The organism is Micromonospora sp. LH3U1 (assembly GCF_028475105.1).
In the GTDB taxonomy this organism is placed as follows: domain Bacteria; phylum Actinomycetota; class Actinomycetes; order Mycobacteriales; family Micromonosporaceae; genus Micromonospora.
In genome coordinates, this window is the sequence record NZ_CP116936.1 from 960,644 (window position 1) to 987,236 (window position 26,593).

At 72.0% G+C, this 26,593-nt stretch carries 24 protein-coding genes, 1 tRNA gene and 1 pseudogene; 16 read left to right on the plus strand and 10 right to left on the minus strand.

The window, feature by feature from the left end:
* From PCA76_RS04565 to PCA76_RS04575, 3 genes are all read left to right on the plus strand, one after another.
* On the plus strand, positions 1–1,443 hold the full coding sequence (locus PCA76_RS04565; RefSeq protein WP_272615505.1) for a DUF58 domain-containing protein: 1,443 nt from the start codon (positions 1–3) through the stop codon (positions 1,441–1,443).
* Between the two features lie 55 nt (positions 1,444–1,498).
* Positions 1,499–2,059, plus strand: a complete 561-nt coding sequence (locus tag PCA76_RS04570; protein ID WP_442930240.1) for a hypothetical protein — start codon at positions 1,499–1,501, stop codon at positions 2,057–2,059.
* Between the two features lie 102 nt (positions 2,060–2,161).
* Positions 2,162–3,493, plus strand: coding sequence for an NAD(P)/FAD-dependent oxidoreductase (locus PCA76_RS04575; protein WP_272615509.1), 1,332 nt, complete (start codon positions 2,162–2,164; stop codon positions 3,491–3,493).
* 201 nt (positions 3,494–3,694) lie between these two features.
* Here the strand turns inward: PCA76_RS04575 and PCA76_RS04580 are convergent, their stop codons facing one another.
* Complete coding sequence (locus PCA76_RS04580) at positions 3,695–5,554, minus strand: hypothetical protein (RefSeq protein WP_272615511.1); 1,860 nt, start codon at positions 5,552–5,554, stop codon at positions 3,695–3,697.
* 101 nt (positions 5,555–5,655) lie between these two features.
* On the opposite strand from PCA76_RS04580, the gene PCA76_RS04585 reads away from it, so the two are divergent.
* The 4 genes from PCA76_RS04585 (at position 5,656) to PCA76_RS04600 (ending at position 7,921) form a co-directional block, all read left to right on the plus strand.
* Positions 5,656–5,736, plus strand: a tRNA-Leu gene (locus tag PCA76_RS04585).
* A gap of 108 nt (positions 5,737–5,844) precedes the next feature.
* Positions 5,845–6,660 carry a Bax inhibitor-1/YccA family protein gene (locus PCA76_RS04590; protein ID WP_272615512.1) on the plus strand — a complete coding sequence of 272 codons (816 nt, stop codon included), beginning with the start codon at positions 5,845–5,847 and terminating at the stop codon, positions 6,658–6,660.
* Positions 6,661–6,795: 135 nt separating this feature from the next.
* Entirely contained in the window at positions 6,796–7,554 is a 759-nt protein-coding gene (locus PCA76_RS04595) for a Bax inhibitor-1/YccA family protein (protein WP_272615514.1), read from the plus strand.
* A 46-nt stretch (positions 7,555–7,600) separates the two neighbouring features.
* On the plus strand, positions 7,601–7,921 hold the full coding sequence (locus PCA76_RS04600) for a hypothetical protein (RefSeq protein WP_272615516.1): 321 nt from the start codon (positions 7,601–7,603) through the stop codon (positions 7,919–7,921).
* A 7-nt stretch (positions 7,922–7,928) separates the two neighbouring features.
* On the opposite strand, the gene PCA76_RS04605 is transcribed toward PCA76_RS04600, so the two are convergent.
* The 3 genes and pseudogenes from PCA76_RS04605 to PCA76_RS04615 all read right to left on the minus strand — a co-directional run.
* A complete protein-coding gene (locus tag PCA76_RS04605; RefSeq protein WP_272615517.1) occupies positions 7,929–9,191 on the minus strand; it encodes an acetyl-CoA C-acetyltransferase in 1,263 nt (420 codons plus the stop codon).
* A 78-nt stretch (positions 9,192–9,269) separates the two neighbouring features.
* Positions 9,270–10,034, minus strand: a complete 765-nt coding sequence (locus tag PCA76_RS04610) for an SGNH/GDSL hydrolase family protein (RefSeq protein WP_442930241.1) — start codon at positions 10,032–10,034, stop codon at positions 9,270–9,272.
* A gap of 15 nt (positions 10,035–10,049) precedes the next feature.
* Positions 10,050–11,131 (minus strand): annotated as a pseudogene (locus PCA76_RS04615) (SGNH/GDSL hydrolase family protein); the annotation flags it as partial.
* A gap of 150 nt (positions 11,132–11,281) precedes the next feature.
* Between PCA76_RS04615 and PCA76_RS04620 the strand changes: the two are divergent.
* Positions 11,282–11,638, plus strand: a complete 357-nt coding sequence (locus PCA76_RS04620) for a YkvA family protein (protein ID WP_272615521.1) — start codon at positions 11,282–11,284, stop codon at positions 11,636–11,638.
* A gap of 72 nt (positions 11,639–11,710) precedes the next feature.
* Positions 11,711–13,081 carry a cystathionine beta-synthase gene (locus PCA76_RS04625; protein WP_272615523.1) on the plus strand — a complete coding sequence of 457 codons (1,371 nt, stop codon included), beginning with the start codon at positions 11,711–11,713 and terminating at the stop codon, positions 13,079–13,081.
* Positions 13,082–13,391: 310 nt separating this feature from the next.
* Here the strand turns inward: PCA76_RS04625 and PCA76_RS04630 are convergent, their stop codons facing one another.
* The 4 genes from PCA76_RS04630 to PCA76_RS04645 form a co-directional block, all read right to left on the minus strand.
* Positions 13,392–13,907, minus strand: coding sequence for a GNAT family N-acetyltransferase (locus PCA76_RS04630; RefSeq protein ID WP_272615525.1), 516 nt, complete (start codon positions 13,905–13,907; stop codon positions 13,392–13,394).
* Positions 13,904–14,833: a ribonuclease Z gene (locus PCA76_RS04635; RefSeq protein WP_272615526.1), complete on the minus strand. Its 930-nt coding sequence runs from the start codon at positions 14,831–14,833 to the stop codon at positions 13,904–13,906. The genes PCA76_RS04630 and PCA76_RS04635 overlap by 4 nt, the downstream gene beginning before the upstream one ends.
* Before the next feature lie 368 nt (positions 14,834–15,201).
* On the minus strand, positions 15,202–15,864 hold the full coding sequence (gene msrA, locus PCA76_RS04640) for a peptide-methionine (S)-S-oxide reductase MsrA (protein ID WP_272615527.1): 663 nt from the start codon (positions 15,862–15,864) through the stop codon (positions 15,202–15,204).
* An 87-nt stretch (positions 15,865–15,951) separates the two neighbouring features.
* On the minus strand, positions 15,952–16,362 hold the full coding sequence (locus PCA76_RS04645; protein ID WP_272615529.1) for an HIT family protein: 411 nt from the start codon (positions 16,360–16,362) through the stop codon (positions 15,952–15,954).
* 100 nt (positions 16,363–16,462) lie between these two features.
* On the opposite strand from PCA76_RS04645, the gene PCA76_RS04650 reads away from it, so the two are divergent.
* The 4 genes from PCA76_RS04650 (at position 16,463) to ilvA (ending at position 21,286) form a co-directional block, all read left to right on the plus strand.
* On the plus strand, positions 16,463–17,605 hold the full coding sequence (locus PCA76_RS04650; RefSeq protein WP_272615531.1) for a cystathionine gamma-synthase: 1,143 nt from the start codon (positions 16,463–16,465) through the stop codon (positions 17,603–17,605).
* A gap of 12 nt (positions 17,606–17,617) precedes the next feature.
* Entirely contained in the window at positions 17,618–19,027 is a 1,410-nt protein-coding gene (locus PCA76_RS04655; RefSeq protein WP_272615533.1) for an amidase, read from the plus strand.
* Positions 19,028–19,073: 46 nt separating this feature from the next.
* Positions 19,074–19,931, plus strand: a complete 858-nt coding sequence (locus PCA76_RS04660) for a DUF4328 domain-containing protein (protein WP_272615535.1) — start codon at positions 19,074–19,076, stop codon at positions 19,929–19,931.
* Between the two features lie 134 nt (positions 19,932–20,065).
* Complete coding sequence (ilvA, locus tag PCA76_RS04665; protein WP_272615536.1) at positions 20,066–21,286, plus strand: threonine ammonia-lyase; 1,221 nt, start codon at positions 20,066–20,068, stop codon at positions 21,284–21,286.
* 61 nt (positions 21,287–21,347) lie between these two features.
* On the opposite strand, the gene greA is transcribed toward ilvA, so the two are convergent.
* Positions 21,348–21,845 carry a transcription elongation factor GreA gene (gene greA / locus PCA76_RS04670; RefSeq protein ID WP_272615537.1) on the minus strand — a complete coding sequence of 166 codons (498 nt, stop codon included), beginning with the start codon at positions 21,843–21,845 and terminating at the stop codon, positions 21,348–21,350.
* Positions 21,846–22,001: 156 nt separating this feature from the next.
* Positions 22,002–22,442 (minus strand): DUF4307 domain-containing protein, encoded by a 441-nt coding sequence (locus PCA76_RS04675; protein ID WP_272619185.1) that lies wholly within the window; start codon positions 22,440–22,442, stop codon positions 22,002–22,004.
* A gap of 205 nt (positions 22,443–22,647) precedes the next feature.
* On the opposite strand from PCA76_RS04675, the gene mca reads away from it, so the two are divergent.
* The 3 genes from mca (at position 22,648) to PCA76_RS04690 (ending at position 26,582) form a co-directional block, all read left to right on the plus strand.
* On the plus strand, positions 22,648–23,529 hold the full coding sequence (gene mca, locus PCA76_RS04680; protein WP_272615538.1) for a mycothiol conjugate amidase Mca: 882 nt from the start codon (positions 22,648–22,650) through the stop codon (positions 23,527–23,529).
* Between the two features lie 48 nt (positions 23,530–23,577).
* Positions 23,578–23,871, plus strand: coding sequence for a hypothetical protein (locus tag PCA76_RS04685; protein ID WP_272615539.1), 294 nt, complete (start codon positions 23,578–23,580; stop codon positions 23,869–23,871).
* A 179-nt stretch (positions 23,872–24,050) separates the two neighbouring features.
* Positions 24,051–26,582 carry a putative bifunctional diguanylate cyclase/phosphodiesterase gene (locus PCA76_RS04690; RefSeq protein WP_442930198.1) on the plus strand — a complete coding sequence of 844 codons (2,532 nt, stop codon included), beginning with the start codon at positions 24,051–24,053 and terminating at the stop codon, positions 26,580–26,582.
* Positions 26,583–26,593 lie beyond the last annotated feature (11 nt).

The window sequence follows — 26,593 nt, forward strand, 5'->3', positions numbered from 1 at the left end:
ATGACCGGACCGACCGTGCCGAAAGCCACCGAGCCGGCCCCGGCTGCCGGCTGGGCACCCACCCCGGCGCTCGGTCGGGCGGTGCTGCTCGCCGGCCTGCTGCTGGTGGCCGGGGTGCTGCTGGGGCGGGTCGACCTCATCGTGCTGGCCGCCCCGTTCGCGCTGGGCACCGCGTACGCGCTGCGTCGACGACCCACGGCGCTGCCGCAGGTGTGGATCACCCCGGGTGCGGGCGGGTCGCTGGTCGAGGGCGGCGACGTGACGGCGGCGGTGAGCGTCGGCAACCCGGACGCGATCGACTACGACCTGGTGGTGGTGAGGTCCCGCGTGTCGCCGTGGCTGCGGATCGCCCGGGCCGGCTTCGCCCGGGACGAGGGCGTCGGCGACGCGTCACCGTCCGCTTCGACGTCGACCGGAGGAGAGGCTCCGGCCAGCGGCACGGGCCGTTCCGTCGCCGACCGGCCGTTCGTGACATCGGTGCCCGCCGGAACGGCTGTGGACCTGGAACTGGCCGGCCGTGCACTGCGCTGGGGTCGGCACCCGGTCGGCCCGGCCGGCGCTCGGGTCGCCACGGCAGGCGGCCTGCTGGTCTCCCGGGCGGTGATCACCGAGCCGGTCCGGGTGCGGGTATACCCGCGTACCGAGCCGTTCGAAGCGGTGGAGGCGATGCCCCGCGCCGCGGGTCTGGTCGGGGCGCACCACTCCCGCCGGCCCGGTGAGGGCGGCGAGCTGGCCGGCGTACGGATCTTCGGGCCCGGGGACCGGCTGCGCCGCATCGACTGGCGGGTGTCGTTGCGCGCCCGGCAGTTGCACGTGGCGGCCACCCTGTCCGACCGCGACGCGGAGGTGGTGGTGCTGCTCGACGTGCTCGCCGAGGCGGGCCGCTCCGGTGGGGTCGGCGGCGCCGCCTCGGTGCTGGACACCACCGTCCGAGCCACCGCCGCGATCGCCGAGCACTATCTGCACCGCGGCGACCGGGTCTCCCTGCTGGAGTACGGGCCGGCAGCCCGCCGGCTGCGTCCGGCCGCCGGTCGTCGGCAGTACCTGACCGTCCTGGAGTGGCTGCTCGACGTCTCCGTCCATTCGTCCTCGCACGAGCCGTACGACCAGGTGTTCGGCCCGCAACTGCTGTCCTCGGACGCGCTGGTGGTGGTGCTCACCCCGCTGCTGGACGAACGGTCGGCACAGATGCTCGCCCGGTTGGCCCGCGCCGGGCGGTTCGTGGTGGCGGTCGACACGTTGCCGACCGACCTGCCGTCGCCCAAGGACCGGGGCTGGGCCGAGGTGGCGTACCGGCTGTGGCGCCTGGATCGCGAGGTCATGATCGGGCAGCTCCGGGAGCACGGCGTACCCGTGGTGCCCTGGGCCGGCGCCGGCAGTCTGGACCAGGTGCTGCGGGACGTGGCCCGGTTGGCGACGGCACCAAGGGTGGGTGGCCGGTGAGCGCGAGGAGTGAGCTTGCGAGCCCCGCAGTCGCGAACGAGGGCAGGCGCAGATGATCGACGCCGTCACTGGGCGGGTTCGGGCGGCCCAGAACGCTGTCGCCCGCATCAGCGCCGTCCCGCTTCTGGTTCGGGTCGGGATCTTCGTCACCGTGTTTGCCGGGTTCGCCCTGGCGTTCCCCGCCGAGGTGCTTCCCGGTCGGCCGGCCCTCTTTCTGGGGGTGGCGGCGCTGATGCCGGCTTTCGGTCCGCGCCGGATCTGGGCGACCTTCACGGCGTTGGTCACGGTCGGTGGCTGGCTGCTCGCCACCGACGGGTACGGCCGCCCGGTCGCCCTCTGGCGGCTGCTCGCCCTCGCCGCCCTGCTCTATCTGGCGCACACGCTCTGCGCGCTGGCCGCGCTGTTGCCCTACGACGCGGTGGTGGACCCCGAGTTGATCACCCGGTGGTTGTCGCGGTCGGCCGCTGTCCTGCTGGGCACCGCCGTGCTGGGGGTGCTGTTGTTGCAGGCCGCCGGCATGGGCGGGGAGGCCGGATACCAGTGGGTGACAGTGCTGGGGCTGGTGGTGGCCGTGGGGACGGCAGCGTTGCTGGGCTGGCTGCTGCGGCGCCGGTGACCGCTGTGACATGAGGGTTACGCAGGTCACACGGGTTGTGCTCCGTCACAGATGGGGGGCGCGAGCGGGATTACCTGAGCCGGCCGGGGAAAGATAGATGACGTGAATCCGAAGCGGATCCTTGTGGTTGGTGCCGGGCATGTCGGTCTGTACGCCGCCCTGCGCCTGTCGAAGAAGCTCAGCTCCCGTGAGGCTGAGGTCATGGTGGTTGACCCCCAGCCGCACATGACCTATCAGCCGTTCCTGCCGGAGGCGGCGGCGGGCAACATCTCCCCGCGGCACTCCGTGGTGCCCCTGCGGCAGGAGTTGCGCCGGTGCAAGTTGGTGGCCGGCACGGTCACGCGGATCGAGCACGACCGCAAGGTCGCCACCGTGCAGCCGATCAGCGGCCCGGCCCGAGAGATCACGTACGACCACGTGATCGTGGCCCCGGGCTCGGTCTCCCGCACCCTGCCGATTCCCGGCCTGCACGAGCAGGGCATCGGGTTCAAGACCATCGGTGAGGCGATCTACCTGCGCAACCATGTGCTGGACCGCCTCGACGTGGCTGCCGCCACGCCGGACCCGGACGTCCGCCGTTCGGCGCTGACCTTCACCTTCGTCGGCGGTGGGTACGCCGGCATCGAGGCGCTCGCCGAGATGGAGGACATGGCTCGCGACGCCCTGCGCTACTACCCCGAGCTCAAGCAGGACGAGGTTCGCTGGGTGCTGGTCGAGGCCACCCAGCGGGTGCTGCCCGAGGTCGACCGGGACATGGGCGCCTACACCGTCCAGCAGTTGCTGAAGCGGAACATGGACATTCGGCTGGACACCCGGCTCGAGTCCTGCGTCGACGGGGTGGTCAAGCTCTCCGACGGTGACAGCTTCCGGTCCGACACGATCGTGTGGACGGCTGGCGTGAAGCCCTCGCCGATGCTGGACGCGACCGACTTGCCGCGCGACGACCGTCGGCGGATCACCTGCCTGCCCACTCTCCAGGTGGTCGACGGCGACCGGGTGGTCGAGGGCGCGTGGAGCGCCGGCGACTGCGCCGCCGTGCCGGACCTCACCAAGGAGCCGGGCAACTTCTGCTCGCCGAGCGCGCAGCACGCGGTGCGTCAGGCCGCCCGGATGGCCGACAACATCACGGCCGTGATCCGGGGCCGCGAGCCGGTCAACTACAAGCACAAGCACGTCGGCAGCGTCGCGAGCCTCGGCCTGCACAAGGGCGTCGCCCAGGTGTACGGGATCAAGATGACCGGCTGGCCGGCCTGGGTCATGCACCGGACGTACCACATGAGCCGGATCCCGTCGTTCAACCGCAAGGTCCGCGTGGTCGTGGACTGGACGCTGGCGTTCGTCCTCAAGCGTGAGGTGGTTGCCCTGGGGCAGCTGCACGACCCGCGCGAGGAGTTCGTCGAGGCGTCCCAGCCAGTCGGTGCACCCCGCGTCTGATCTCAGGTCTACAAAAGGGCCCCTCCCGGTCGGGAGGGGCCCTTTCCTGCGCCGGCAAGGTCCCCCACTTTCCCCCACTCTGCCGATCATGGAGTTGTGGTGCCGGTTTGGTTCCACGGCGGGCGCTTTGTCACCCACCACGACTGCATGATCGACCCGGGTGGGTGCGGGGGGGGGGGCAGCAGGCTCGCACGAGGGGCGTCAGACGCGCCAGGTCCAGGCGTCGGCTATTCGGGTTGCTGGGCCGTAGAGCTGCTCCAGGGTGGCGCGCAGGCTTTCTGCGTGCGGGGCGTTGGCTGGCAGTGCCACGCAGGAAGCGCCCCAGAAGTCGACGTCCCTCGCGGCCTGTCGGCGTTGCTCGTCGCCGATGGCCGGTTGGTCGCCGCGCCGTGCGACGTCCGCCAGCAGAGCGGAGGTGGGCTGCTTGAAGGTGCCCATCGCGGCGGTGCCGCCCCGCCCGTACGGGCCGATGAAGAACCCTTCTGGCAGGCCGAACCCGGCGTCGGCGGCGGTCGCCCAGCGCATCGGACCGGGCTCCTTGGGTGTGGGCAGAGGCACCGGAACCAGCACCCCGCCGGGGCGTACGCACTGCCGCCAGTGGCCGCCGGTGATGAACTCCGGCACAGCAGGCCGTTCGGCGGTCGGCAGCGGGCTCGGGAAGATCGGCAGCAGCGCCACGCCGACGGCCAGTGGCACCAGCCGCCGCACCCGACCGGTGCTGCGCAGAGCCCGGTCGACCGCCAGCACCAGCAGCGTCGCGACGATCGGCAGCAACGCCAGCGCGAACCGCATCGGCAACGCGCCGTCCACCACGGGTAGCCCGCCGATCAGGGCGTACGGGCCGGGAAGCGCGGTCCGGGTGCCGTCGAGCACCACCTCCGGGCCGAGCGAGAGCGCACCCATCACCAGGCCCGCCACGACGCAGGCGAAGACCAGCCGGCGTCGCCCAGCCCAGATCGCGCAGGCCACGGTGACGAGCAGTAGAGGCCAGCCGAGGAAGGTGTTGTACTCGGCCGGGCCGGTGGTCAGCCGGGCGGATTCGCCGCTGCCGGCCAGCGACAGTGGGGAGACCGTCCACCAACTGCTCAGGTCGGCTGAGAAGTAGGCGGGTGTGAACATCCCGTCGGAGACCCCCTGCGGTCCGGCGAACTGGAACCACAGCGGGTAGCCGAGCACCAGCAGGGCGAGCCCGGCGGCGACAGCCAGCCCACCGGCGAAGCCGGGCAGCGCCCGTCGGGCCAGGTCCCGGTCCACCACGGCATAGCTGATCGCCATCACCAGCAACGTGACGGCGGCGAGGAAGAGCACCTCCTCGCCGATGAAGACCTGCGCGGTGACCGCCGCGGCCAGCCCCGCCGCGGAGGTGAACATCCGCCGACGATCCGGTCCGGCGGGCCGGGTGCGACCGGTTCCGTCGGGTGTCGCGGGCCCCGGGTCCGATGCCCGCAGCAGTCGGACCACCAGCCAGACGATCACCGGCACCAGCCACTGGGCGGTCATGTGCAGGTGGCTGTTGGTCTGCGAGACCATGCCAGGGCCGAACCCGCACAGTCCTCCGCCGAGCGCGGCGGCGAGCCGGCGGGCGCGCAGCGTCCGGTGGAACAGCAGGTACCAGGCGAGCGCGGTGCCGGCGAGGTTCGCGCCGGCGAGCAGCGCGAAGGTGACCGGCGCGCCCAGCAGCAGGGTGACCGGCGCGAAGACGACGCCGAGCGCGATCACCGTGGTGTTGGCCATCAGGTTGACCCCGTCGGGGGCGTTGAGCCGGTTGGTGAGCAGGTCGAAGTCGCCGAGCAACGCGCGGGCGTCGACCGCCAGGAACCACTCGTAGAGTGTCTGGTCCTCCGGGTTGAGCGCCAGGGTGCGGCCAGCCGGATCGGGCCACAGCCCGTGGGTGAGCCAGCCGGCCAGCACCGCGCAGACCAGAGCGAACAGCAGGTCCGCCCGGTGTCGGTGGACGGCGGCCAGCAGCCGGACGGCCCGAGGTCGGCGGTTGACCCGGTCGGCGAGGCGGAAGGCCTGCTCAGGGGCGGCGTCGGGGGCCGTGGGGGCTGCGCTGCTCACGGCATCGACCCTAATGTGGCGAGCCCGTCGGGGTACGTCGGGTCGCCGCAGACCGGCTACGGTGACACTGCACCGTGCGTGTCGGCGCGCCGGTGCCACCCGCCCGGGTGGTGGAAAGGCAGACACGGCCGCCTTAAAAGCGGCTGCCGCAAGGCGTGCGGGTTCGACCCCCGCCCCGGGCACAGGTCGGCCTGCACACATTCTCATTCGTGATCACCAGGACTTGGCTGCGCCGTTTACTCTTGGAGGGCACGTTCACGTGCAAACGACCCCCTGAGGGAGGCCAGACAGTGAAGACCTCGAACCCGGTGCTCGCCCGGCTCGGCCAGGCGGCCGAGCGGGAGCGCTCCGCCGGGTACGCCCCGGCCGGTCCGTACGGACAGCCCGGCATTCCCCAGCAGTACCCGTCCCAGGCCGGTTACCCGGCCGCGCCGCCCACCGTGGCGCCGATGACGGTCGACGACGTCGTCGTCAAGACCGTTGCCCTGCTCGGCATCCTCGGCATCACCGCAGCGGCCGCCTGGGTGCTCGTGCCCGACGCGCTGGTCGGCACCGCCTGGATCGGCGCGGCGGTGGTCGGCCTCGTCCTCGGCTTGATCATCTCGTTCTCCCGGATGGCCAACCCGGCGCTCGTCATCGCGTACGCGGTCGTCGAGGGCGTCTTCGTCGGCATGGTCAGCAAGGCGTTCGAGACGCTCTACGACGGCATCGTGCTCCAGGCCGCCGTGGCCAGCTTCGGCATCTTCTTCCTGATGGCGATGCTCTACCGGGCGAAGGTCATCCGGGCCACTCCCGCGTTCGTCAAGGGCATGATCGCGGCGATGGTCGGCCTCTTCGCCGTCATGATGATCAACCTGGTGCTGGCGCTGTTCGGCGTCAACACGGGCCTGCGCGACGGCAGCCCGCTGGCGATCGGCTTCAGCCTGGTCTGCATCGTGGTCGCCTCGCTGAGCTTCGTGCTCAGCTTCAAGGAGATCGAGGACGGCGTCCGGATGGGCCTGCCGCAGCGCTACTCCTGGACGGCCGCGTTCGGCATCCTGGTCAGCCTGGTCTGGCTCTACATCGAGATCCTGCGCCTGCTGAGCTACTTCCAGGGCGACGACTGACCTCGTCTGCGTAGCCTGACCGGCGCCCGCTCCCGCTCTCGCGGGGGCGGGCGCCGTCGTCCGCGCCGTTTGCCCGTCGCCACCGGCCCCTCCGGGGCAGAGTGACTTAGGGGTACGCGGGCGAAGGAGGCGGCGGTGCGCAGCAACAACCCGGTGCTCAACCGGCTGGACGAGACCGGCCGGGTGGAGGCCCGGGTGCTCGGCTCCCGTGACGTCGAGCCGATGACCGTCGACGACGTGGTGGTCCGTACCGTCGGCTTGCTGCTCGTCACCGGCGCGGCCGCGACGGTGTCCTGGGCGGTGATCCCCGACGCCGTGTGGCTCGGCGCCGCGCTCGCCGGCAGCGCCCTCGCGTCGATCGCGCTGGTCCTGGTCATCTCGTTGCGGGGCATCACCAACCCGCTGCCGATCATCGGCTACGCCGTGCTCCAGGGTCTGCTGCTGGGGGTGGCGAGCCGCACCTTCGAGCAGGTCTACCCGGGCATCGTGGTGCAGGCGGTGGCTGGCACCTTCGGCGTTTTCTTCGGCATGGCGGTGCTCTACCGGGCCCGGGTGATCCGGGCGACGCCCCGGCTGGCTCGCCTGGTGATCGGCACGTTGCTCGGCATCGCCGTCCTCAGCGTGGTCAACCTGGTGTCGTACCTGATCTCCGGGCGACCGGGCCTGGCGGTCTACAGCGTCAGTGGGGAGGTCGGCTGGCTGCCGTACGCCTTCTCGGTGGTGGCCATCATCGCCGGGGCGTTCAGCTTCATCCTCGACTTCGACCTCGTCGAGCGGTCGGTGCGCGACGGTCGACCCCGCCGGTACGCGTGGCTGAGCGCGTTCGGCCTGCTCACCGGGTTGGTCTTCCTCTACTGGCAGCTGCTGCGGCTGCTCAGCTACCTGCGCCGTTGACCGGCCGGCAGTGGTGCGGCCGGCGCCGGCCGTAGACTCGGCGGCGATGAGCGCAGCGGAGTTGGATCAGGCCGTGCAGCTGCTGGTCCGTCAGGTCGGGCACTGGCAGCAGCCGCGTTGGGCGGCGGTCGCGACCACCGGCAACGTGTCCCGCGCCGACCTGGTGCACCGGTTGGTGCAGGAGATCGCGAACCTGGCCGCCGACGCCGAGGGTGAGCCCCGGCGGGTGGTGCCTCGGCTCGACAACGACCTGGCCCTGCCCGATCAGCTGCGCGTGGTCGCGGCGGACCTGGTGGCCGCCGATCCGGGGGTCGAGGCGCTGGCCCGGGCCGCCGCCGAGGCGACGGCGACCCGCAGCGCGCTCTGACGTCAGCTCAGCTCAGCCGTTCGAGCACCATGGCCATGCCCTGGCCGCCGCCGACGCACATCGTCTCCAGACCGATGGTCTTGTCGTGCCACTCCAGTGCGTTGAGCAGGGTGCCGGTGATCCGGGCGCCGGTCATACCGAACGGGTGGCCGACCGCGATCGCGCCGCCCATCACGTTCAGCTTCTCCTCCGGGATGCCCAACTGGCGGTAGGAGGGGATGACCTGCGCGGCGAACGCCTCGTTGATCTCGACGAGGTCGACGTCGTCGATGGTCATGCCGGCCCGGCGCAGTGCCTGCCGGGACGCCTCGACCGGACCGAGACCCATGATCTCCGGCGACAGGGCGGTCACGCCGGTGGAGACGATCCGCGCCAGCGGGGTCAGCCCGAGCTCCTCGGCCCGCTGGGCGCTCATCACCACCACGGCGGCCGCGCCGTCGTTGAGCGGGCAGCAGTTGCCGGCGGTGATCCGGCCGTCCGGGCGGAACACCGGCTTCAGGCCGGAGACAGCGTCGAGGGTGACGCCGGCACGGGGGCCGTCGTCGGTGCTCACCACGGTGCCGTCCGGCGTGGTGACCGGGGTGATCTCCCGGGCCCAGAAGCCGTCGGCGATGGCCTTCTCGGCGAGGTTCTGACTGCGTACGCCGAACTCGTCCATGTCGGCGCGGGTGACGTCGTACACCTGGGCCAGGTTTTCCGCGGTCTGCCCCATGGTCAGGTAGATGTCGGGCAGCTCGCCGGCCTCGCGCGGGTCGGTCCACACCTCGGCGTCGCCCTGCGCGCGGCGCTTCGAGCGCTCGCCGGCCGCGGCGAAGCGCGGGTTTTCCCAGCTGCCACCGACCAGGGCCTGCGCCTCCGGAGGCAGCCCGTCCGAGCTGCCCCGGGCGTAGCGGGAGACCATCTCCACCCCGGCTGAGACGAACACGTCGCCCTCGCCGGCTCGGATCGCGTGCATCGCCATCCGGGTGGTCTGCAACGACGAGGCGCAGTAGCGGGTCAGCGTGGCGCCGGGCACCGTGTCCAGACCGAGGAGTGTGGACACCACCCGGGCCATGTTGAAGCCCTGCTCGCCGCCGGGCAGGCCGCACCCGAGGTAGAGGTCGTCGATCGTGGTGGCATCGAGCTGGGGGATCTTGTCCAGGGCGGCCTGGACGATGGTCGCGGCGAGGTCGTCGGAGCGGACGTCGCGCAGGGACCCCTTGTGCGCCCGGCCGATGGGGGAGCGGGCGGTGGCGACGATGACGGCGTCGCGGGACGACTCAATCGGCATGGACCAACGTTAACCCGCCGGTAACATGGCGCGGAAGGAGCCGGCGCGGCGGGAAATGTCACCCCGGCGGGGAACGATCTAGCGCCGGGTCGCGACGGTCGCCGCCGCGGCGACAGCGGGCAGCAGGGCGTGCGCCCACACCCGGTAGCCGTCGGCGGAGGGGTGGAAGCCGTCGTGGCAGAGCGTCCCCGCGTCGGCCCGGAACACCGGCCCGGTCTCGGTGGCCAGGTCGACGACCGAGCCGCCAGCGTCCAGCACGGCCATGGTCTGCGCGCGGGCCATCCGCCGCCCGGACCAGCCAACCACCTGGCGCAGCGGAGGCGCGATGGCCCGCACCGCCCCGAGATCGGGGCAGGTGCCCACCACCACCTCGACCCGCGCCTCACGCAGGCGGTGCACCGCCGCGCCGAGATATGCCGCCGCGTCGGAGGGCCGGCGCAGCCCGGTGGCGTCGTTCGCGCCGATCAGGATCAGCGCCACGTCGGGTCGCTCGCCGAGCAGGGACCGGGCCACCTGCGTGGCCAGGTCGGTCGAGCGGGACCCGGAGACGCCGACGCTGGACAGGTGCACCCGCCGGCCGGTCGGGCCCTCGGCGAGCAGGTTGGCCAACTGCCCGCCGATGGTGTCCTCGAGACGGTCGACACCCACGCCCAGTGCCGACGAGTCACCGAGCAGCACCAGCCGCAGCGGCGGAGCGCCCGCCCGGCCGACCGTGGCCCGCAGGGCCAGCCCCAGCTCCGGTTGGGCGTAGCGCCGGTGCCGGGCCACGAACGCCTCGCCGGCCAGGACGGCCGCGCCTCCAACGGTGCCGGCGAGCAGCGAGATCGCCGTCGCCCGACCCAGCCGGCCGGCGAGGCCGGTGGTTCCGCCACGCTCCCTGCGCTCGTTCATGCCAGTCCCTCCAGTGTCGAGGTGCCCGAGGCGGACCCGTGCTGCGGCACCGCGCCGACACCGAAGAACGCCCGGCGACGCAACTGCGCCCACCGGCCCGCCGGCCCCCGGTCGCGACCCCGGACCTGGGTGCCGCTGACCTCCGTGCCGGCGTGCCGAGCCGCCTCCTGCGCGGCCTCCGGCAGCGACCGTACGCCCTCACCCCGCGTCGGTGTGGCCCGTCGTTCCTGCCCTGCGCCGAGCGCGGAGAGCATCGTCGGCAGGAGCGCGGCGGCGGCCATCGCGTACCCCTCGGCGGAGGGATGGAACCGGTCCCAGGCGAACATCCGGGTCGGCTCGGCGGTGAAACGCGGGCCGAGCAGATCACCGAGCGAGACCGTCCGCCCGCCCGCCTCGACGACGGCGACCGTCTGGGCTGCGGCGAGCTGGCGGCTCCACCGGTGCGCCAGCCAGCGCAGAGGCGGCTGGATCGGGCGGATCGCGCCCAGGTCGGGGCAGGTGCCGACGACCACCTCACACCCGGCGTCGCGCAGGGTGTGAACAGCCTCGACCAGGTAGCGCACCGCCAGCCCGCGCGGGGTGCGGTTGGTGATGTCGTTGCCCCCGATGAGGATCACCGCGATGTCGGGTCGGCACTCCAGCGCCGCCTCCACCTGGTGGCGGAGCGCCGCAGAGATGGCACCGACCACGGCGAAGCGGTGCAGTTGCACCGGCCGGTGCAGTCGACGTGACAGGCCGGTCGCGAGCAACGCGCCCGGCGTCTCCCGACGGCGGTGCACCCCGTAGCCGGCCGCCGACGAGTCACCGAGCACGACCATGGTGAGCGCTGGGCCAGGGAACTTCGCGCCGTACATCCCGTCGCAGCGCGGCGGCGGTGCCTCGGCCATGGGGATGGTGCGTCGGGCCTGCCGGGCCTGGCCGAGCAGCACCCCGCCGGTCGCCGCCGCGGCCGCCGCAGTGGCGCCCGTCCCGATGGCGGCCAGGAGGGCGAAGCGCCGGGCCTGCCGCCAGCGCTCGCCTCCGGGTACGACGGAATCAGCCACCCCCATACCGCGACATTATCGCGCCGGCCCGACACGCCGCTGTCGTCGTGACGCCACACGGGTGCCTGGAAACCGACGCGACGGGGTATCTGTACGGGTGAGGCCGGCCGACTTGCGCCGACCCGCCACGCTGATCCGGCGGAGAGGAGCGCAACGATGGGGAAGACACTGAAGCGCAGCGCGGCGTTCACGGCACTGGCGCGGGCACTGGCGGCCGGGGCGCGCGGTGGGCCGTCGATCGGCGCCCGGTTGGCCGCGCTGCCCCGGATGATCCGGGCCACGACCAAAGGGGAGTACGACGGCGGCCTCCGACTGGCCCTGATGACCGCGGCGACGGCGTACATCGTCTCGCCGATCGATCTGCTCCCGGAGATCCCGCTGGCGATCTTCGGGTTGGCCGACGACGCGGTCATGATCACGTGGTTGGCCGGCAGCGTGCTCGCCGAGACCGAGCGCTTCCTGGAGTGGGAGGCCCGCCGCAGCTCGGTCATCCCCGGGGGGCTGGTGTCCTGACGACACGTACGCTGGGCGGCGAGGAAACGTCTGCCCGGCCGCCATCGCCGGCGCCGCAACGAAGGGCACACCGTGCAGTACTACGACAATGTCGTCGACATGATCGGCAACACCCCGCTGGTACGTCTGCGTAACGTCACCGAGGGCATCCAGGCCACCGTGCTCGCCAAGGTGGAGTACGTCAACCCGGGTGGCTCGGTGAAGGACCGGATCGCGCTGCGGATGGTGGAGGACGCCGAGGCCGCCGGCCTGCTCAAGCCGGGCGGCACCATCGTCGAGCCGACCAGCGGCAACACCGGCGTCGGGCTGGCCCTGGTGGCCCAGCTCAAGGGCTACAAGTGTGTCTTCGTCTGCCCCGACAAGGTCAGCCAGGACAAGCAGGACGTGCTCCGGGCGTACGGCGCCGAGGTGGTGGTCTGCCCGACCGCTGTCGCCCCGGAGGACCCGCGCTCGTACTACAACGTCTCCGACCGGCTGACCCGGGAGATCACCGGCGCCTGGAAGCCCAACCAGTACAGCAACCCGGCCAACCCGCGCTCGCACTACGAGACCACCGGCCCGGAGCTGTGGAAGCAGACCGAGGGCGGGCTCACCCACTTCGTGGCGGGCGTCGGCACCGGTGGCACCATCTCCGGCATCGGCCGGTACCTCAAGGAGGCCTCCGAGGGGCGGGTGCGGGTCATCGGGGCCGACCCGGAGGGCTCGGTCTACTCCGGCGGCACCGGCCGGCCGTACCTCGTGGAGGGCGTCGGCGAGGACTTCTGGCCGGAGACGTACGACCGGAGTGTCGCCGACGACATCGTCGAGGTGTCCGACAAGGCGTCCTTCGAGATGACCCGGCGGCTGGCCCGCGAGGAAGGGCTGCTGGTCGGCGGCTCCTGCGGGATGGCGGTGGTCGCCGCGCTGGAGGTCGCCCGTAAGGCCGGCCCCGACGACGTGGTGGTGGTGCTCCTGCCGGACGGCGGCCGGGGCTACCTCTCGAAGATCTTCAACGACTCGTGGATGGCCCGGTACGGCTTCCTCGACAACTCCGGCGCGGAGCCGACGGTCGCCGACGCGCTGGCCAGCAAGCCGGGTGGCCTTCCCGAGCTGGTGCACGTACACCCGACCGAGACGGTCCGCGACGCGATCGACTACATGCGTGAGTACGGCGTCTCGCAGCTGCCGGTGCTCAAGGCCGAGCCGCCCGTGGTGACGGGCGAGGTGGCCGGCTCGATCGCCGAGCGGGACCTGCTCGACGCGCTGTTCACCGGCCAGGCCCACCTGCACGACACGATCGAGCGGCACATGGGCGACCCGCTGCCGATGATCGGTGGTGGTCAGCCGGTGAGCGAGGCTGTGGGCCTGTTGGAGAAGTCCGACGCCGCGCTGGTCCTCGTCGACGGCAAGCCCAAGGGCGTCCTGACCCGCCAGGACCTCCTGGCCCACCTAGGCGCCCACTAAGTCCCACCGCGTCCCGACGTCCCGCCGTCCCGGCGTCCCGGCGTCCCGCCGTCCCCCGCGTCCCGCCGTCCCCCGGCGCCCCCGCGCCCCCGCGCCCCCGCGCCCCCGCGCCTCCCGCGCCTCCCGCGCCTCCCGCGCCTCCCGCGCCTCCCGCGCCGATCTAGGGAGAATCGTCGTCAGATGATCTCCGATCACGACGATTTTCCCTAGATCAGCGGGGCGCTGGGGCGCGGGGCGGTGGGCGCGGGACGCCGGGGTGCCGGGGCGCGGGGGCGGGGCGGGCGGACAGGTTGGGTGTGCGCGTTGGGTCTTACGTGTCCAGGAGGCGGGAGTAGCGGAGCTGGGGAGTCGGGGCGCTGCCGATGTGCTCCTCGCGTTTCGCACCCGTCGGGGTCCAGCCGCCGCGTTCGTAGAAGCCTCGGGCGTGGGCGTTGTCCCGCAGCACCCAGAGCACCGCGCGGCGCCAGCCCAGGGCACGCATGGCGTCCAGGGCGTCCGTCATCAGCGCGCGGCCGGTGCCCCGGCCCTGCTCGGCCGGCTCCAGGTGGATCGCGTTGAGCAGCCCCGTCTCCGGGTCGTCCTCGTCGTCCGGGCCGAGGTAGCTGAACCCGACCAGCTCCCCGGCGCGCTCGGCCACGGTCAGCCGGTGGTTGTCCTGCTCCCAGTGCCACCGTTCGGCCCAGTACCGCCCCATCGCCTCCGGCGTCGGGTCGGCCAACGCCTCGGCCGGCAGGAAGGCGGAGTACGCGGCGACCCGGGAGCGCTGGTGCATGGCGCCCACCGCCATCAGGTCGTCACCGGTGGCGAGGCGGAGCGTGACGGTCACCCGGTCGAGGCTACCCGGCGGGGTGGGAGCTGCACCGTGGTCAGGTCCTCGGCGATGATCAGGTCACCGTCGAAGTGGGCACGGGCCTCGTCGTGGAACCGGCGCGGGTCGGGGTAGCGCTGGGAGAAGTGGGTGAGCACGAGCCGGCGTACCCCGGACTCGGTCGCCACCCGGGCGGCCTGCGCCGCGGTCAGGTGGCCGACCTCGGCGGCGAGCGCGGCCTCCGACTCCAGGAAGGTCGACTCGATGACCAGCAGGTCGGCGTGCTCGGCGAGGGCGTACACCCCGTCGCAGAGGCCGGTGTCCATCACGAAGGCGAACCGCTGCCCCGGCCGGGGCACGCTCACCTCGTCGCGGGTGACGCGGCGTCCGTCGAGGTCGAGGTGCCCGACGCGGATCAGCTCGCCGACGGCCGGCCCGGCGATGCCGTACGCGGCCAGCTTCTCCGGCAGCATCCGGTGACCGTCCGGCTCGACCAGCCGGTAGCCGTACGTCTCGATGGGGTGCCGCAGCCGGCGTGCCTCCAGCGTGCCGCAGCCCAGGGTGATCCGCTGTCCGTCCGCCTCGATGGGCTCGACCCGCAGCTCGGCGGTCTCGTGGAAGGAGGTGGCGTGCCGCAGGCGGGCGAAGTATTCGGCGCCACCGGCTGGGAAGTGCACGGCGACGGGGTGCGCCACCCGGTCCAGGGAGAGCCGTTGGATCGTGCCGGGCAGGCCGAGGCAGTGGTCGCCGTGGAAGTGGGTGACGCAGATCCGGGTCAGATCGCTGGCGGTGACCGTGGTGTGCAGGAGTTGGCGCTGGCTGCCCTCACCCGGGTCGAACAGAATCACCTCGTCGTCCCAGCGCAGCACGTACCCGTTGTGGTTGCGCTGACGGGTCGGCGTCTGGCTGGCCGTTCCCAGCACCACCAGCTCGCGCATGGACATCGCTGGGTCCTCCGGATATGGAGCGACCCCCGGGGCGCTCCGCGCTGGTGCGCGGGCCGGCTGGACTTGGCCGGCACCCCGGGGGTCGGGTGGCTGTCGTGGATTCGCCGCACCGCTGCCACACGGTCTCGACGATGGTGCTAGTGCCCGCCTCGCGGCGGACCGATCACTGTCGAGGACAGCGGCTAGCTGACAGCCACCTCACGAGTCCGATTGCTATACAAGTCTGGACCACCTCCCTTCACGTGTACGGATACGTTATCGAGTCCTCGGCGGGCTCGGCAACGGATTTCGATCACATGGGGAAATGGGAATGCCCGGCCACCTCATCGGCGGCCGGGCATCACGCTTGCGCAGGTGGGCGCCGGTCAGCCCGCGGTGCGGGCCACGCCGACCGGGCAGCTCAGCCCGTTCGGGCCGTGGTTGCAGTACCCGTTCGGGTTCTTCGTCGGCGCCAGGTACTGCTGGTGGTAGTCCTCGGCGAAGTAGTAGCTGCCGAGCGGGGCGATCTCGGTGGTGATCTCACCCTTGCCGGCCCGCGACACGATCGGCTGGAACGCGTCCCGGGACGACTCCGCGATGGCCCGCTGCTCGTCGGTCGTCGTGTAGATCGCCGACCGGTACTGGGTGCCCACGTCGTTGCCCTGGCGCATGCCCTGGGTCGGGTCGTGGTTCTCCCAGAAGACCTTCAGCAGGTCCTCGTAGGTGATCTTGCTCGGGTCGTACACCACCTGGACGACCTCGGCGTGCCCGGTCCGGCCGGAACACGTCTCCTCGTACGTCGGGTTCCTGGTGACGCCACCGGCGTAGCCGGCGGAGGTGGTGTAAACGCCGGGCAGCGTCCAGAACAGCCGCTCAGCGCCCCAGAAACAGCCCATCCCGAAGACGGCGACCTGCAGGCCCTCCGGGAACGGACCCTTCAGCGGGGTGCCCAGCACCTCGTGCCGGTCGGCGACCGGCATGGCGATCGGGCGGCCCGGCAGGGCCTGGTCGGGCGAAACCATCTCGGCGTTCATACGGCGCAAAAACACGTGGGACTCTCCTCTCGTACCTCTCCCAGCGTGTAACACCGGTGGGTCCTGCTTCCTTACCCGCGCCGGTGTGAGTCAGGCCCCCGTTCAGAGGGCGGCGGCGACCCGGTCGGCGTACGTCTGGGCCTCGGCGTCGTCGCCGTAGCGGGTACGCGGCCAGAAGAACCCACGCAGGCCGTCGCCCTTGGTCCGCGGAACCACGTGGGTGTGCAGGTGGGGCACCGATTGGGACACCTTGTTGTTCATCGCCACGAACGTCCCACCGGCACCCAGAGCGGTCTCGACGGCCACCGCCAGGCGTTGGACCAGCGCGAAGTAGCCGGGCAGCAGGTCGGCCGGCAACTCGGCCAGGGTCACCAGATGGACCCGGGGCACCACCAGCACATGCCCCTTGAACACCGGTCGGGTGTCCAGGAACGCCACCCCGTCCGGGGTGTCGGCGACCCGGAACGCCGGCACCTCACCTGCCACGATCCCGCAGAAGACGCAACCGCTCATCGGCCCAGGCTATGCCGGCCGCCCCGGACCGCAGGGTGCCGGATCGGCGGGAGCGCGGGTTCCGTTCCAGCCCTCGGGACGGGGCACTAGCCTCACCAGAATGAGTCACGGCTTCGAGACGCTCGCCATCCACGCCGGTCAGGACCCTGAGGCCCGAACGGGCGCGGTGATCCCACCGATCTACCAAACCAGCACGTACGCGCAGGACGCCGTCGGCGCACCCCGCCTCGGCTACGAGTACAGCCGCTCGGGCAACCCGACCCGTGACGCGCTCCAGGAGTGCCTGGCAGCGCTGGAGGGCGGTCCGGTGGGGCTCGCCTTCGCCAGCGGCCTGGCGGCGGAGGACACCCTGCTGCGGGCCGTGTGCCAGCCGGGCGACCACGTGGTGATCCCGGACGACGCGTACGGCGGCACGTACCGGCTCTTCGCCCGGGTCGCCCAGCGCTGGGGCCTGGAGTTCACTCCGGCGAAGGTCTCCGACCCGGCCGCGATCCGGGCGGCCGTGCAGCCGGGCCGCACGAAGATCGTCTGGGTGGAGACGCCGACCAACCCGCTGCTCGGCATCGCCGACATCGCCGCCCTGGCCGCCGTGGCACACGACGCGGGCGCGCTGCTGGTGGTGGACAACACCTTCGCCTCGCCGTACCTGCAGCAGCCGATCGCGCACGGCGCGGACGTGGTGGTGCACTCCACCACCAAGTACATCGGCGGGCACTCCGACGTGGTCGGTGGCGCGCTCGTCGTCGCCGACGCCGCACTCGGCGAGGAGTTGCGCTACCACCAGAACGCGATGGGTGCGATCAACGGCCCGTTCGACGCCTGGCTCACCCTGCGGGGCATCAAGACCCTCGGGGTACGGATGGACCGGCACTGCGACAACGCCGAGCGGATCGCGGCGTACCTCGACGGGCACGCCAAGGTGGCCGAGGTGATCTACCCCGGGCTGCCTTCGCACCCCGGTTACGAGGTGGCCGTCAAGCAGATGCGCCGGTTCGGCGGCATGATCTCGTTCCGCGCCGCCGGTGGTGAGGACCACGCCGTGGAGATCTGCAACCGGGCCAAGCTCTTCGTGCTCGCGGAGTCGCTGGGCGGTGTGGAATCCCTGATCGAGCACCCGGGTCGGATGACACACGCAAGTGCTGCCGGCTCGCCGCTTGAAGTTCCCGGCGATCTCGTGCGACTGTCTGTCGGCATCGAGACGGTCGACGACCTACTCGCCGATCTGGAGCAGGCGCTGGGCTGACCGCTGGGGAGGATGGCCGTGCAGGACATCATGGCGACCTGGGTCGGGACGACCGCCAAGCAGATCGCCCGGGGCGTACGGCGAGGTGACGTCTCGGCCACCCAGGTCGTCGCCGACCACCTCGAGTACATCTCCCGAGCCGACCGTGAGCTGGCCGCGTTCCGTGCCGTGCGCGGCGGCGAGGCGATCACCGAGGCGGAGAAGGTCGACGAGCAGGAGGACCTGGCCAACCTGCCGCTGGCCGGGGTGCCGGTGGCGGTCAAGGAGAACACTCCGGTCGCCGGCCTGCCCACCTGGAACGGCTCGGCGGCCGCACGCACCGACGTCGCGGAGGCCGACCACGAGGTGGTGCGTCGGCTGCGCGGTGCCGGCGCCGTGATCCTCGGCGTGACCCGGATGCCGGAACTGGGGCTGTGGGCGCTCACCGACGACGACAGCGCGGTGACCCGCAATCCGTGGGACAGCACGCGTACCCCCGGTGGGTCCTCCGGTGGCGCCGCCGCGGCGGTGGCCGCCGGCCTGGTGCCCATCGCGCACGGCAACGACGGTCTCGGCTCGATCCGGATTCCCGCGGCCTGTTGCGGCCTGGTCGGGCTCAAGCCCGGCCGGGGCGTGGTCCCCTGCCAGCTCGGCGCGGACGACTGGTTCGGCCTCACCGAGCACGGCATGCTGACCAGCACGGTCGCCGACGCGGCGGTCGGCTTCTCGGTGCTCGCCGGCCGGCGTCCCGAGAAGCTGGTCCCGCCGCAGCGGCTGCGGGTGGGCGTCTCGCTGCGCTCCCCGGTGCGCGGCGTCTCGCCGGACGCACCCAACCGGGACGCGGTCGCCGCCGCCGGGCGGCTTCTCGCCGCCGCCGGGCACGACACGGTGCCAGCCGATCCGGTCTACCCCACCGCGCTCGGCCTACAGGGCATCGCCACCTGGTTCGCCGCCGCCGCCACCGACGTCCGGGCCTCCGGTCTGGACCGGCGTGGCCTGCAACGGCGTACCCGGCGGCACGTCGCGCTGGGCGAGTGGGCGCAGCGTCGCGGCTACGTGCGGGAGGCCGACCGGGCCGCGTGGCGGCAACGGTCGGTCGACTTCTTCACCGACCACTCGGTCGATCTGCTGCTCACCCCGGCGCTGGCCAGTGCGCCACCGGAGGCCGCCCGCTGGTCGGACCGGTCCTGGCGGGCGAACATGACAGCCAACATCCGGTACGCCCCGTACGCCGCGCCGTGGAACATCGCCGGCCTGCCGGCGGTCGTCGTGCCGGTCGGACGCCGTCCGGACGGCCTGCCGGTCGCCGTGCAACTCGTCGGTCCGCCCGGCTCCGAGCTGCTGCTGCTCGGTGTGGCGGGCCAGTTCGAGATGGCCGCCCCGTGGGCGCGCCACGCCCCCGGCTACCCCCGGGTCGGAACGGGGTCGCCGACCGCTGCATGATCGTCTACGGTGTGCGCGCATCGTCGCGCGGACCCGGGGGACATCTATGCGCTGCCAGACCTGTGGGGACGCCACGTCCCCCGAGGACAACGAATGCCAGCGGTGCTACACGCCGCTCGGCCAGCCTGCCGTCACTCCGGGGCTGCCGACCTACTCGGTACGCGGCATCGGCCTGGCTGCCCGCATCGCGGTCGGCGCGACAGCGGTGCTGTACCTCGTAGTGGCACTCGCTCCGCTGGTGGGGTCGGTGATGGCCCGGCAGGCGAGGGCCGACGGTGACCGGGATCTGCTGGCCGTCGCGGTGGTCATCGAGGCGCTGCTGGCGCTGCCCATGGTGGCCGCGTACCTCACTGCCGCCGTGCTGGTGATCATCTGGACGTGGCGGACGCGGAAGAACATCGAGGCGTTCCCGGGTGCGCTGACGACGCTCGGGGCCGGTTGGGCGATCGCCGGCTGGCTGGTTCCGTTCGCCAACCTGGTGGTGCCGGCCCGTGTGGTGGCCAACGTGGCCCGCGACAGCCTCCATCGGCGGTTCACGCCGGATCTGGTGTACGTCTGGTGGGCCGCGTGGTTGGTGTTCAGCCTGGGCGAGCGGCTGGTCAGCCGCCTCGACAGCCGGGCGTACGACAGGCTGCCGGAGATCCCCTTCACCGATGCCGGGTACCAGGCGTACATCGACTACTACCGGGACTCGCTCCTCCGCAACACCGTGCCCGCTGTGGCCTGCGTGATCGCCGGGGTAGCGCTGATCGTGCTGATCCAGCGGATCTCCGCCGCGCAGGAGGCCCGTATCGCCCGCGCGCTGCCAGCGTGGCCGACCGGCCCGGTCTGGCCGTCCGCCCCGGTCTGGCCGTCCGTTGAGGGTGGTCCGGGCGGGGAGGCGCGATCCACTCCGGTTCCTTGATGACGCGCTATAGAGGCGCGGTTGATACCCCGATATCGGGGACGTCGAGTGGATCAACGTCCGCGCACCTCGGTGACGCCGCACACGTCGGTGTCGCCGCAGAGCGCTCGGGAGGCGGGTGGCACGATCGGGGCATGACGGAACTGGTCGGTCTCGACGACGTGCGGGCTGCACGGGAACTGCTCGCTGGCGTCATCCGGACCACCCCGCTGGAGCCCTCCCGTCCGCTGAGCGCGGCGCTGGGCGGGCCGACCTGGCTCAAGTGCGAGAACGTGCAGCGCGCCGGCTCGTACAAGGTGCGGGGCGCGTACGTGCGGATCTCCCGGTTGTCGGCGGCGGAGCGGGAGCGCGGCGTGGTCGCGGCGAGCGCGGGCAACCACGCGCAGGGTGTGGCCCTCGCCGCCGGCTTGGTCGGCACGCACGCCACCGTGTTCATGCCGGTCAACGCGCCGCTGCCGAAGGTTGCCGCCACCAAGGGGTACGGCGCGCAGATCGAGTTGGTCGGCAACACCGTCGACGAGTCGCTGGTCGCCGCGCACACGTACGCCGAGCGCACCGGCGCGGTGCTGATCCACCCGTTCGACCACTTCGATGTGATCGCCGGTCAGGGCACAGTGGCCCTGGAGATCCTCGAACAGTGCCCCGAGGTCAAGACGATCATCACCGGGGTGGGTGGCGGCGGTCTGATCTCGGGCATGGCGGTGGCCGTGAAGGCATTGCGGCCGGACGTCCGGATCATCGGCGTCCAGGCGGCCGGGGCTGCGGCGTTCCCGCCCTCGCTGCTGGCCGGGGAGCCGGTCCGGCTGCCCGCCTTCTCCACCATCGCCGACGGCATCGCGGTCGGCCGGCCGGGGGAGATCACCTTCAGCCACGTGCGCAAGCTGGTCGACGAGATCGTCACGGTCTCCGAGGAGGACATCTCCCGGGCGCTGTTGATGCTGCTGGAGCGCGGTAAGCAGGTGGTCGAGCCGGCCGGCGCGGTCGGCGTCGCCGCGTTGCTGGCGGGCGTGGTCGAGGTGGAGACGCCGGTGGTGGCGGTGCTTTCCGGCGGCAACATCGACCCGTTGCTGATGATGCGGGTGATCGAGCACGGGCTGGCCGCCGCAGGTCGCTATCTGCGGGTGACCGTGCGCTGCTCGGACCGGCCGGGGCAACTCGCGTCGCTGCTCAGCCAGATCGCCGAGCACCGGGCCAACGTGGTGGACGTGGAACACCAGCGAGCCAACCCGCACCTCAGCCTCGGCGAGGTGGAGGTCGCGCTGTCGGTGGAGACCCGGGGCGTGGAGCACTCGGACACGCTCATCAGCGCGTTGCGGGCCAGCGGCTACCAGGTGGTCTTCGCCGCCGAGGCGTGACACCGGTGGGTGCCACGCCTCGGGAGCGGTGCTTCTGCGCAGGTCGTGCGGCCGGCGATGGTCAGCCGGAGAACGGCTCGAAGCTGACCACGGTCACCTTGATGTCGGCGCCGCTCGGTGCCGTGTAGGTGCAGGTCTGACCGGGCCGGCCGCCCAGGATCGCCTTGCCGAGCGCTGACTCGGGGCTGTAGACCGTCAGGTCGGTGGTGGCCGCGATCTCCCGCGAGCCGAGCAGGAAGGTCTCGGTGTCGTCGGTGTCGTCGTCGAAGTAGATCGTCACGACCATGCCGGGCGACACCACGTCCGCCGTCGGCGCCTCGCCGACCTTCGCGGTGCGCAGCAGCTCCTGCAGGTATCGGATGCGACCCTCGGCCTTGCCCTGCTCCTCGCGGGCGGCGTGGTAGCCACCGTTCTCCTTCAGGTCGCCCTCTTCGCGCCGAGCGTTGATTTCGGCGGCGATCGCCGGACGGTTGGCGATGTGCTCGTCGAGCTCAGCCTGGAGGCGGTCGTGCGCGTCCTGCGACAGCCAGGTGGCGGGCGCCTCGTTGCCAGTGGACACAGGCGTTCTCCTCAGTTGTGCGTGGCTGGCTGACAGGTGAATTACCAAGCTACCAGTGCGCTACGACACAGCGTGTCGGCCAACACCGCCGACGTCCGGGTCCGACACCGGGGACGGCCGCTCATCCAGCTCTGTTCGCGAGGCTGTTCTGGCAGCTCAGGACGGGGGTTGGCAGCGCATGACCTCGCCGATGAACGGCCGCGCGGTGGTGGTCAGGCGGTGCCGGGTCGTGACGTGCCGGTCGCCGGGCTCGGCGGTCACGGTGACCTGTTCGCGGGCCACCTCGGCGCCCGCGCGATCACGGGCACGCAGCACGCAGAGCGCCGATCCGCCCGGCGGCACGGTCACCCGGAAGTCGACGAGCACCTGGTTGTCCGTGATGTCGGTGTACGTGATCACTTGGGCGTCGTAGACCGGGTCGCCGTACTGGCGGTACAGCCGGACCGAGATCACGGTCAGCGTCGCCACGAGCGCCAGCAGCACCAGCGCGGCCAGCAGCGTACGACGGCGTCCTCCGCCGGATGCCCGGCGGCGGCCGTAGCGGCCAGCCGGGAATATCGGCGCGCTTGGCGAAATTGTGGCGTGCGTCTCGGTCACCGGCGGGTATCTCCTGGCGTTGTTGTCGGCGGCATCGGCAAGAATGACACAGAGTCCCATCCTCCCACCCGGTCCAGCGGCAGGAATGGCAGGTCATGCCCTGCGCTGCTGACCGGCGACGGGGTGCGGTGAGGCAAGATCCCGGCAGGTCAGCCGGTCGAGCCCGGTCGGGTCCACCGTCCGGCACAGACGAGGAGCGCCGAAGTTGGCAGAGCAACTGCGTCTCATGGCCGTGCACGCGCACCCGGACGACGAGTCGAGCAAGGGCGCGGCGACGACGGCGAAGTATGTCGCACAGGGGGTGGATGTCCTGGTCGTGACGTGCACCGGCGGCGAGCGCGGAAGCGTGCTCAACCCCAAACTCGACCGGCCCGACGTGTGGGCCAACATCGCCGACATCCGGCGCGCCGAGATGGACGCCGCGCGGGCGATCCTCGGCGTCGATCAGGCCTGGCTCGGCTTCGTCGACTCGGGCCTTCCCGAGGGCGATCCGCTGCCGCCGCTGCCGGAGGGCTGTTTCGCCCTGCAGGACGTCGAGGTGGCCGCCGGCCCGCTGGTGCGGCTGATGCGCGAGTTCCGTCCGCACGTGGTGACCACGTACGACGAAGAGGGCGGCTACCCGCACCCGGACCACATCATGTGCCACAAGGTCACCGTGGCTGCGTTCGAGGCCGCCGGTGACCCGGAGCGTTACCCGGAGCTGGGCGCACCCTGGCAGCCCCTGAAGCTCTACTACGACATCGGCTTCTCCAAGGCCAAGATCATGGCCCTGCACGAGGGCATGCTGGCCGCGGGTCTGGAGTCGCCCTACGAGGAGTGGCTCAAGCGGTGGGAGGATCGGCCGGACAAGGGCCCGCGGGTCACCACGCGGGTGGAGTGCGCCGAATACTTCCCGGTCCGCGACGACGCGCTGCGCGCCCACGCCACCCAGGTCGACCCGGACGGCTTCTGGTTCCACGTTCCTATGGACCTGCAGCGGCGTGCCTGGCCGACCGAGGATTACGAGCTGGCCCGCTCGGTGGTCGACAGCCCGCTGCCCGAGTCCGATCTCTTCGCGGGGGTGCGGGAGACGGCGCACGCACGCTGATTCCGGCCAGGGCTACCCTGGTCACCAACCGCACATCGGAGGAACGCCATGCTGACCACTGCCCAGGTGCTCGCGGAGAACAACTTCGGGGACACCCGCACGGGTGGTCTGGCCGGGCCGATGGGCCTCTTCCTCATCCTGCTGCTGGCCACCGCGACCATCCTGCTAATCCGCAACATGAACGCTCGGCTGCGCCGTCTGCCTGACCGGTTTCCGCAGCAGACGGGGCCGGCCGACCCGACCAGGGCCGATGCGGTAGTCGTCGATCCGACAGACGGGACCGGAGAGCGTGATTCATCCACGCCCGCTCCCAATGGGCACCAGCAGCACCGGAACGGGTAGTCAGCGCATGATTCACGCTGAACCGGGTGGTCGCCCCCTGTTGCGGCCACCCCGTTTGGCTTAGCCTTCCGCCGGGGGGACCAAAAGTCCCCGAGCCGTGTGCGGGAGGGGGCGCCGATGACCAGCACAGCACCGGCCGCCCGCCGCAACGTCGGTCGGTCGGCTGACGGGGGAGGTCGATGACCTCCGGCCCGGCCGGCGACCCGTTCGACCGGCTCGGGGTGCGTGGCACACCGGGCCCGCTGCTCGTGCTCACCGCCGCCGTCACGCTGACCGCCATGGTCGCCGCTGCGGTCGGGTTGACCCTCCCGGCCAGGCTCCCGGCCGACGACCCTCTCGGGGGTCCGGCCCGCTTCGGCATCGCTGTCGCTGTCCTCGCTCTGGCCCAGCTCGCCCGGCTACGGTTCCGCTCGGCCGCGGGCATGGTCAGCATCACGTGGGGCGAGGCGGCGCTGATCGTCTGCCTCTACCTGACGCCGGCCGGCTGGCTGCCGTCCGCCACGCTGCTCGGCACCGGGCTGGCCTGGACGATGCTGTCGCTGCACAACGACCGCCGTCCGGCGCTGGAGATCGTCCGGATCGCCGCGTCGCTGGCCGCCGCGTCGGCACTGGCCGTCTCCGTGACCACCGCGCTCGGGCGGCCACTGCTCGCCCCGCCCACCCCGATGCTGGCGGTGGCCGTGATCGCCGGCTCGGTGACGTACCTGCTGGTGACCGCCTGGTTGGGTGGGGTGACGCTGGGCCTGCGGCACGGGCTGCCGATCGGGCCGCCGCTGCTCGCCGCGCTGCGCGGCAAGCTCCTGATGTTCGTCGGCAACGTGGCGGTCGGCCTTGTGGTGGTCGCTCTGCTGGAGCTCGACCCGCGCTGGTTGCTGCTTCTACCGCCGCTGCTCTGGCTGTTGCAGCAGACCTACCGCTACCGGCTGCGCTCCGATCAGGAGCGCCGCACCTGGCGGGCGTTCGCCGAGGCCACGGCGGCCCTCAACCAGCTCGACGAGCGGGGCGTGGCCAGCGCCGCGGTCACCGGGGCGCTGACGCTGTTCAACGCCGAACTGGTGGACGTCGACGTGGCTCGGGCTGACGGCCGGTGGTGCCGATACCGGGGCGACGCCAGCGGTCAGCTGGTCGACCGTGAGACGGGCCCACCGGACCAGTCGGAGCCGGACGAGCACGAGCTGAGCCGGGCACTGTCGGTCGGTGCGGCACCGGTCGGTCGGCTGCGGGTCCGGTTCCCCCGCTCGGCCCCGCCCAGCGCCCGGGAACGCGACGCGGTGGCCGCGTTCGGCGACGCGCTCGCTGCCGCGTTGCACGACGCGGCAACTCACCGCGAGCTGCGGCTGGTCACCGCCCGCTCGTCGTACGAGGCGGTGCACGACCCGCTCACCGGTCTGGTCAACCGGGCGGCGATGCTCGGCAAGGGCGATCAGTCGTTGCGGCAGCTCGCGCACGATCACCCGGTGGCGTTGCTGCTGCTGGACATCAACCAGTTCAAGGAAGTCAACGACACCCTCGGCCACGCTGCGGGCGACCAGCTGCTGCGGCTGACCGCGAACCGGCTCAACGCGCTGGTCCGCCCTGGCGACCTGCTCGGCCGGCTCGGCGGCGACGAGTTCGCCCTGCTGCTCACCGCGGTGCCGGTGCTCGGCGACCGCGCCGCCCCGATGGCTCACGCGTTGCGCCAGGCCCGCGAGATCGCCGAGCGGCTGGCCGCGCCGACCGAGGTCGCCGGCGTACGGATGTCGATCGAGGTCTCCGTCGGAGTGGTGGTGGCCAACGCCGGCACCGCCGACCTGACCGAGCTGCTGCGCAGGGCCGACATCGCCATGTACCAGGCCAAGGAGGGCGGCGGCAACGTCGCCGCGTACGACGGCACCCGGGACGCGGCCAGCACCGACCAGCTCGCCCTGCTGGCCGAGCTACGCGAGGCGTTGAAGGTCGACGATCAGCTGGTGCTGGCGTTGCAGCCGGCGGTCGACCTCGCTACGGGTGCGCCCACCGGCGTGGAGGCGCTGATCCGCTGGCAGCACCCCCGGCGGGGGTGGCTGAGCCCGGCCGACTTCATCCGGCCGGTGGAAAACAGCGAGCAGCTCGGCACCTTCACCCGCTACGTGCTGGACAAGGCGCTCGGCGTGGCCGCCGGCTGGGCCCGCGAAGGGTTGGACGTCCCGATCTCGGTCAACCTGTCGGCGCGCAGCCTCCTCGACCCCCGGCTGCCGGCGGAGATCGCCGACGCGCTGCGCCGCCATCAGGTGCCACCGCGCCGGCTCGTCCTGGAGATCACCGAGACGGTGGTGATGAGTGAGCTGGAGGTCATCGACGAGGTGCTGGCCACCCTCCGGTCGATGGGCGTGCAGCTCGCGGTCGACGACTTCGGCACGGGCTTCTCCTCGTTGACCTTCCTCACCCGGATCGCGGTCGACGAGTTGAAGGTGGACCGCTCGTTCGTGATCCGGATGGCCGACTCGCCGGAGGCCGCGGCGATCGTACGGACGACCGTGGGCCTCGCCCACGAGCTGGGGCTGCGCGTGGTCGCCGAAGGCGTGGAGACCGCCGAGCAGCGGATGGCCCTGGCCGAGCTGGGGTGCACCTCCGCACAGGGCTACCACTTCTTCAAGCCGATGCCGGCGGACAAGATCGGCGCGGTGCTGGGGTCGCTGCGCGACTCGGCGGAGTCGAACGTGTTCCGGCTGCGCGCCGACGGCGCCTCCTGACCGCACCCGGA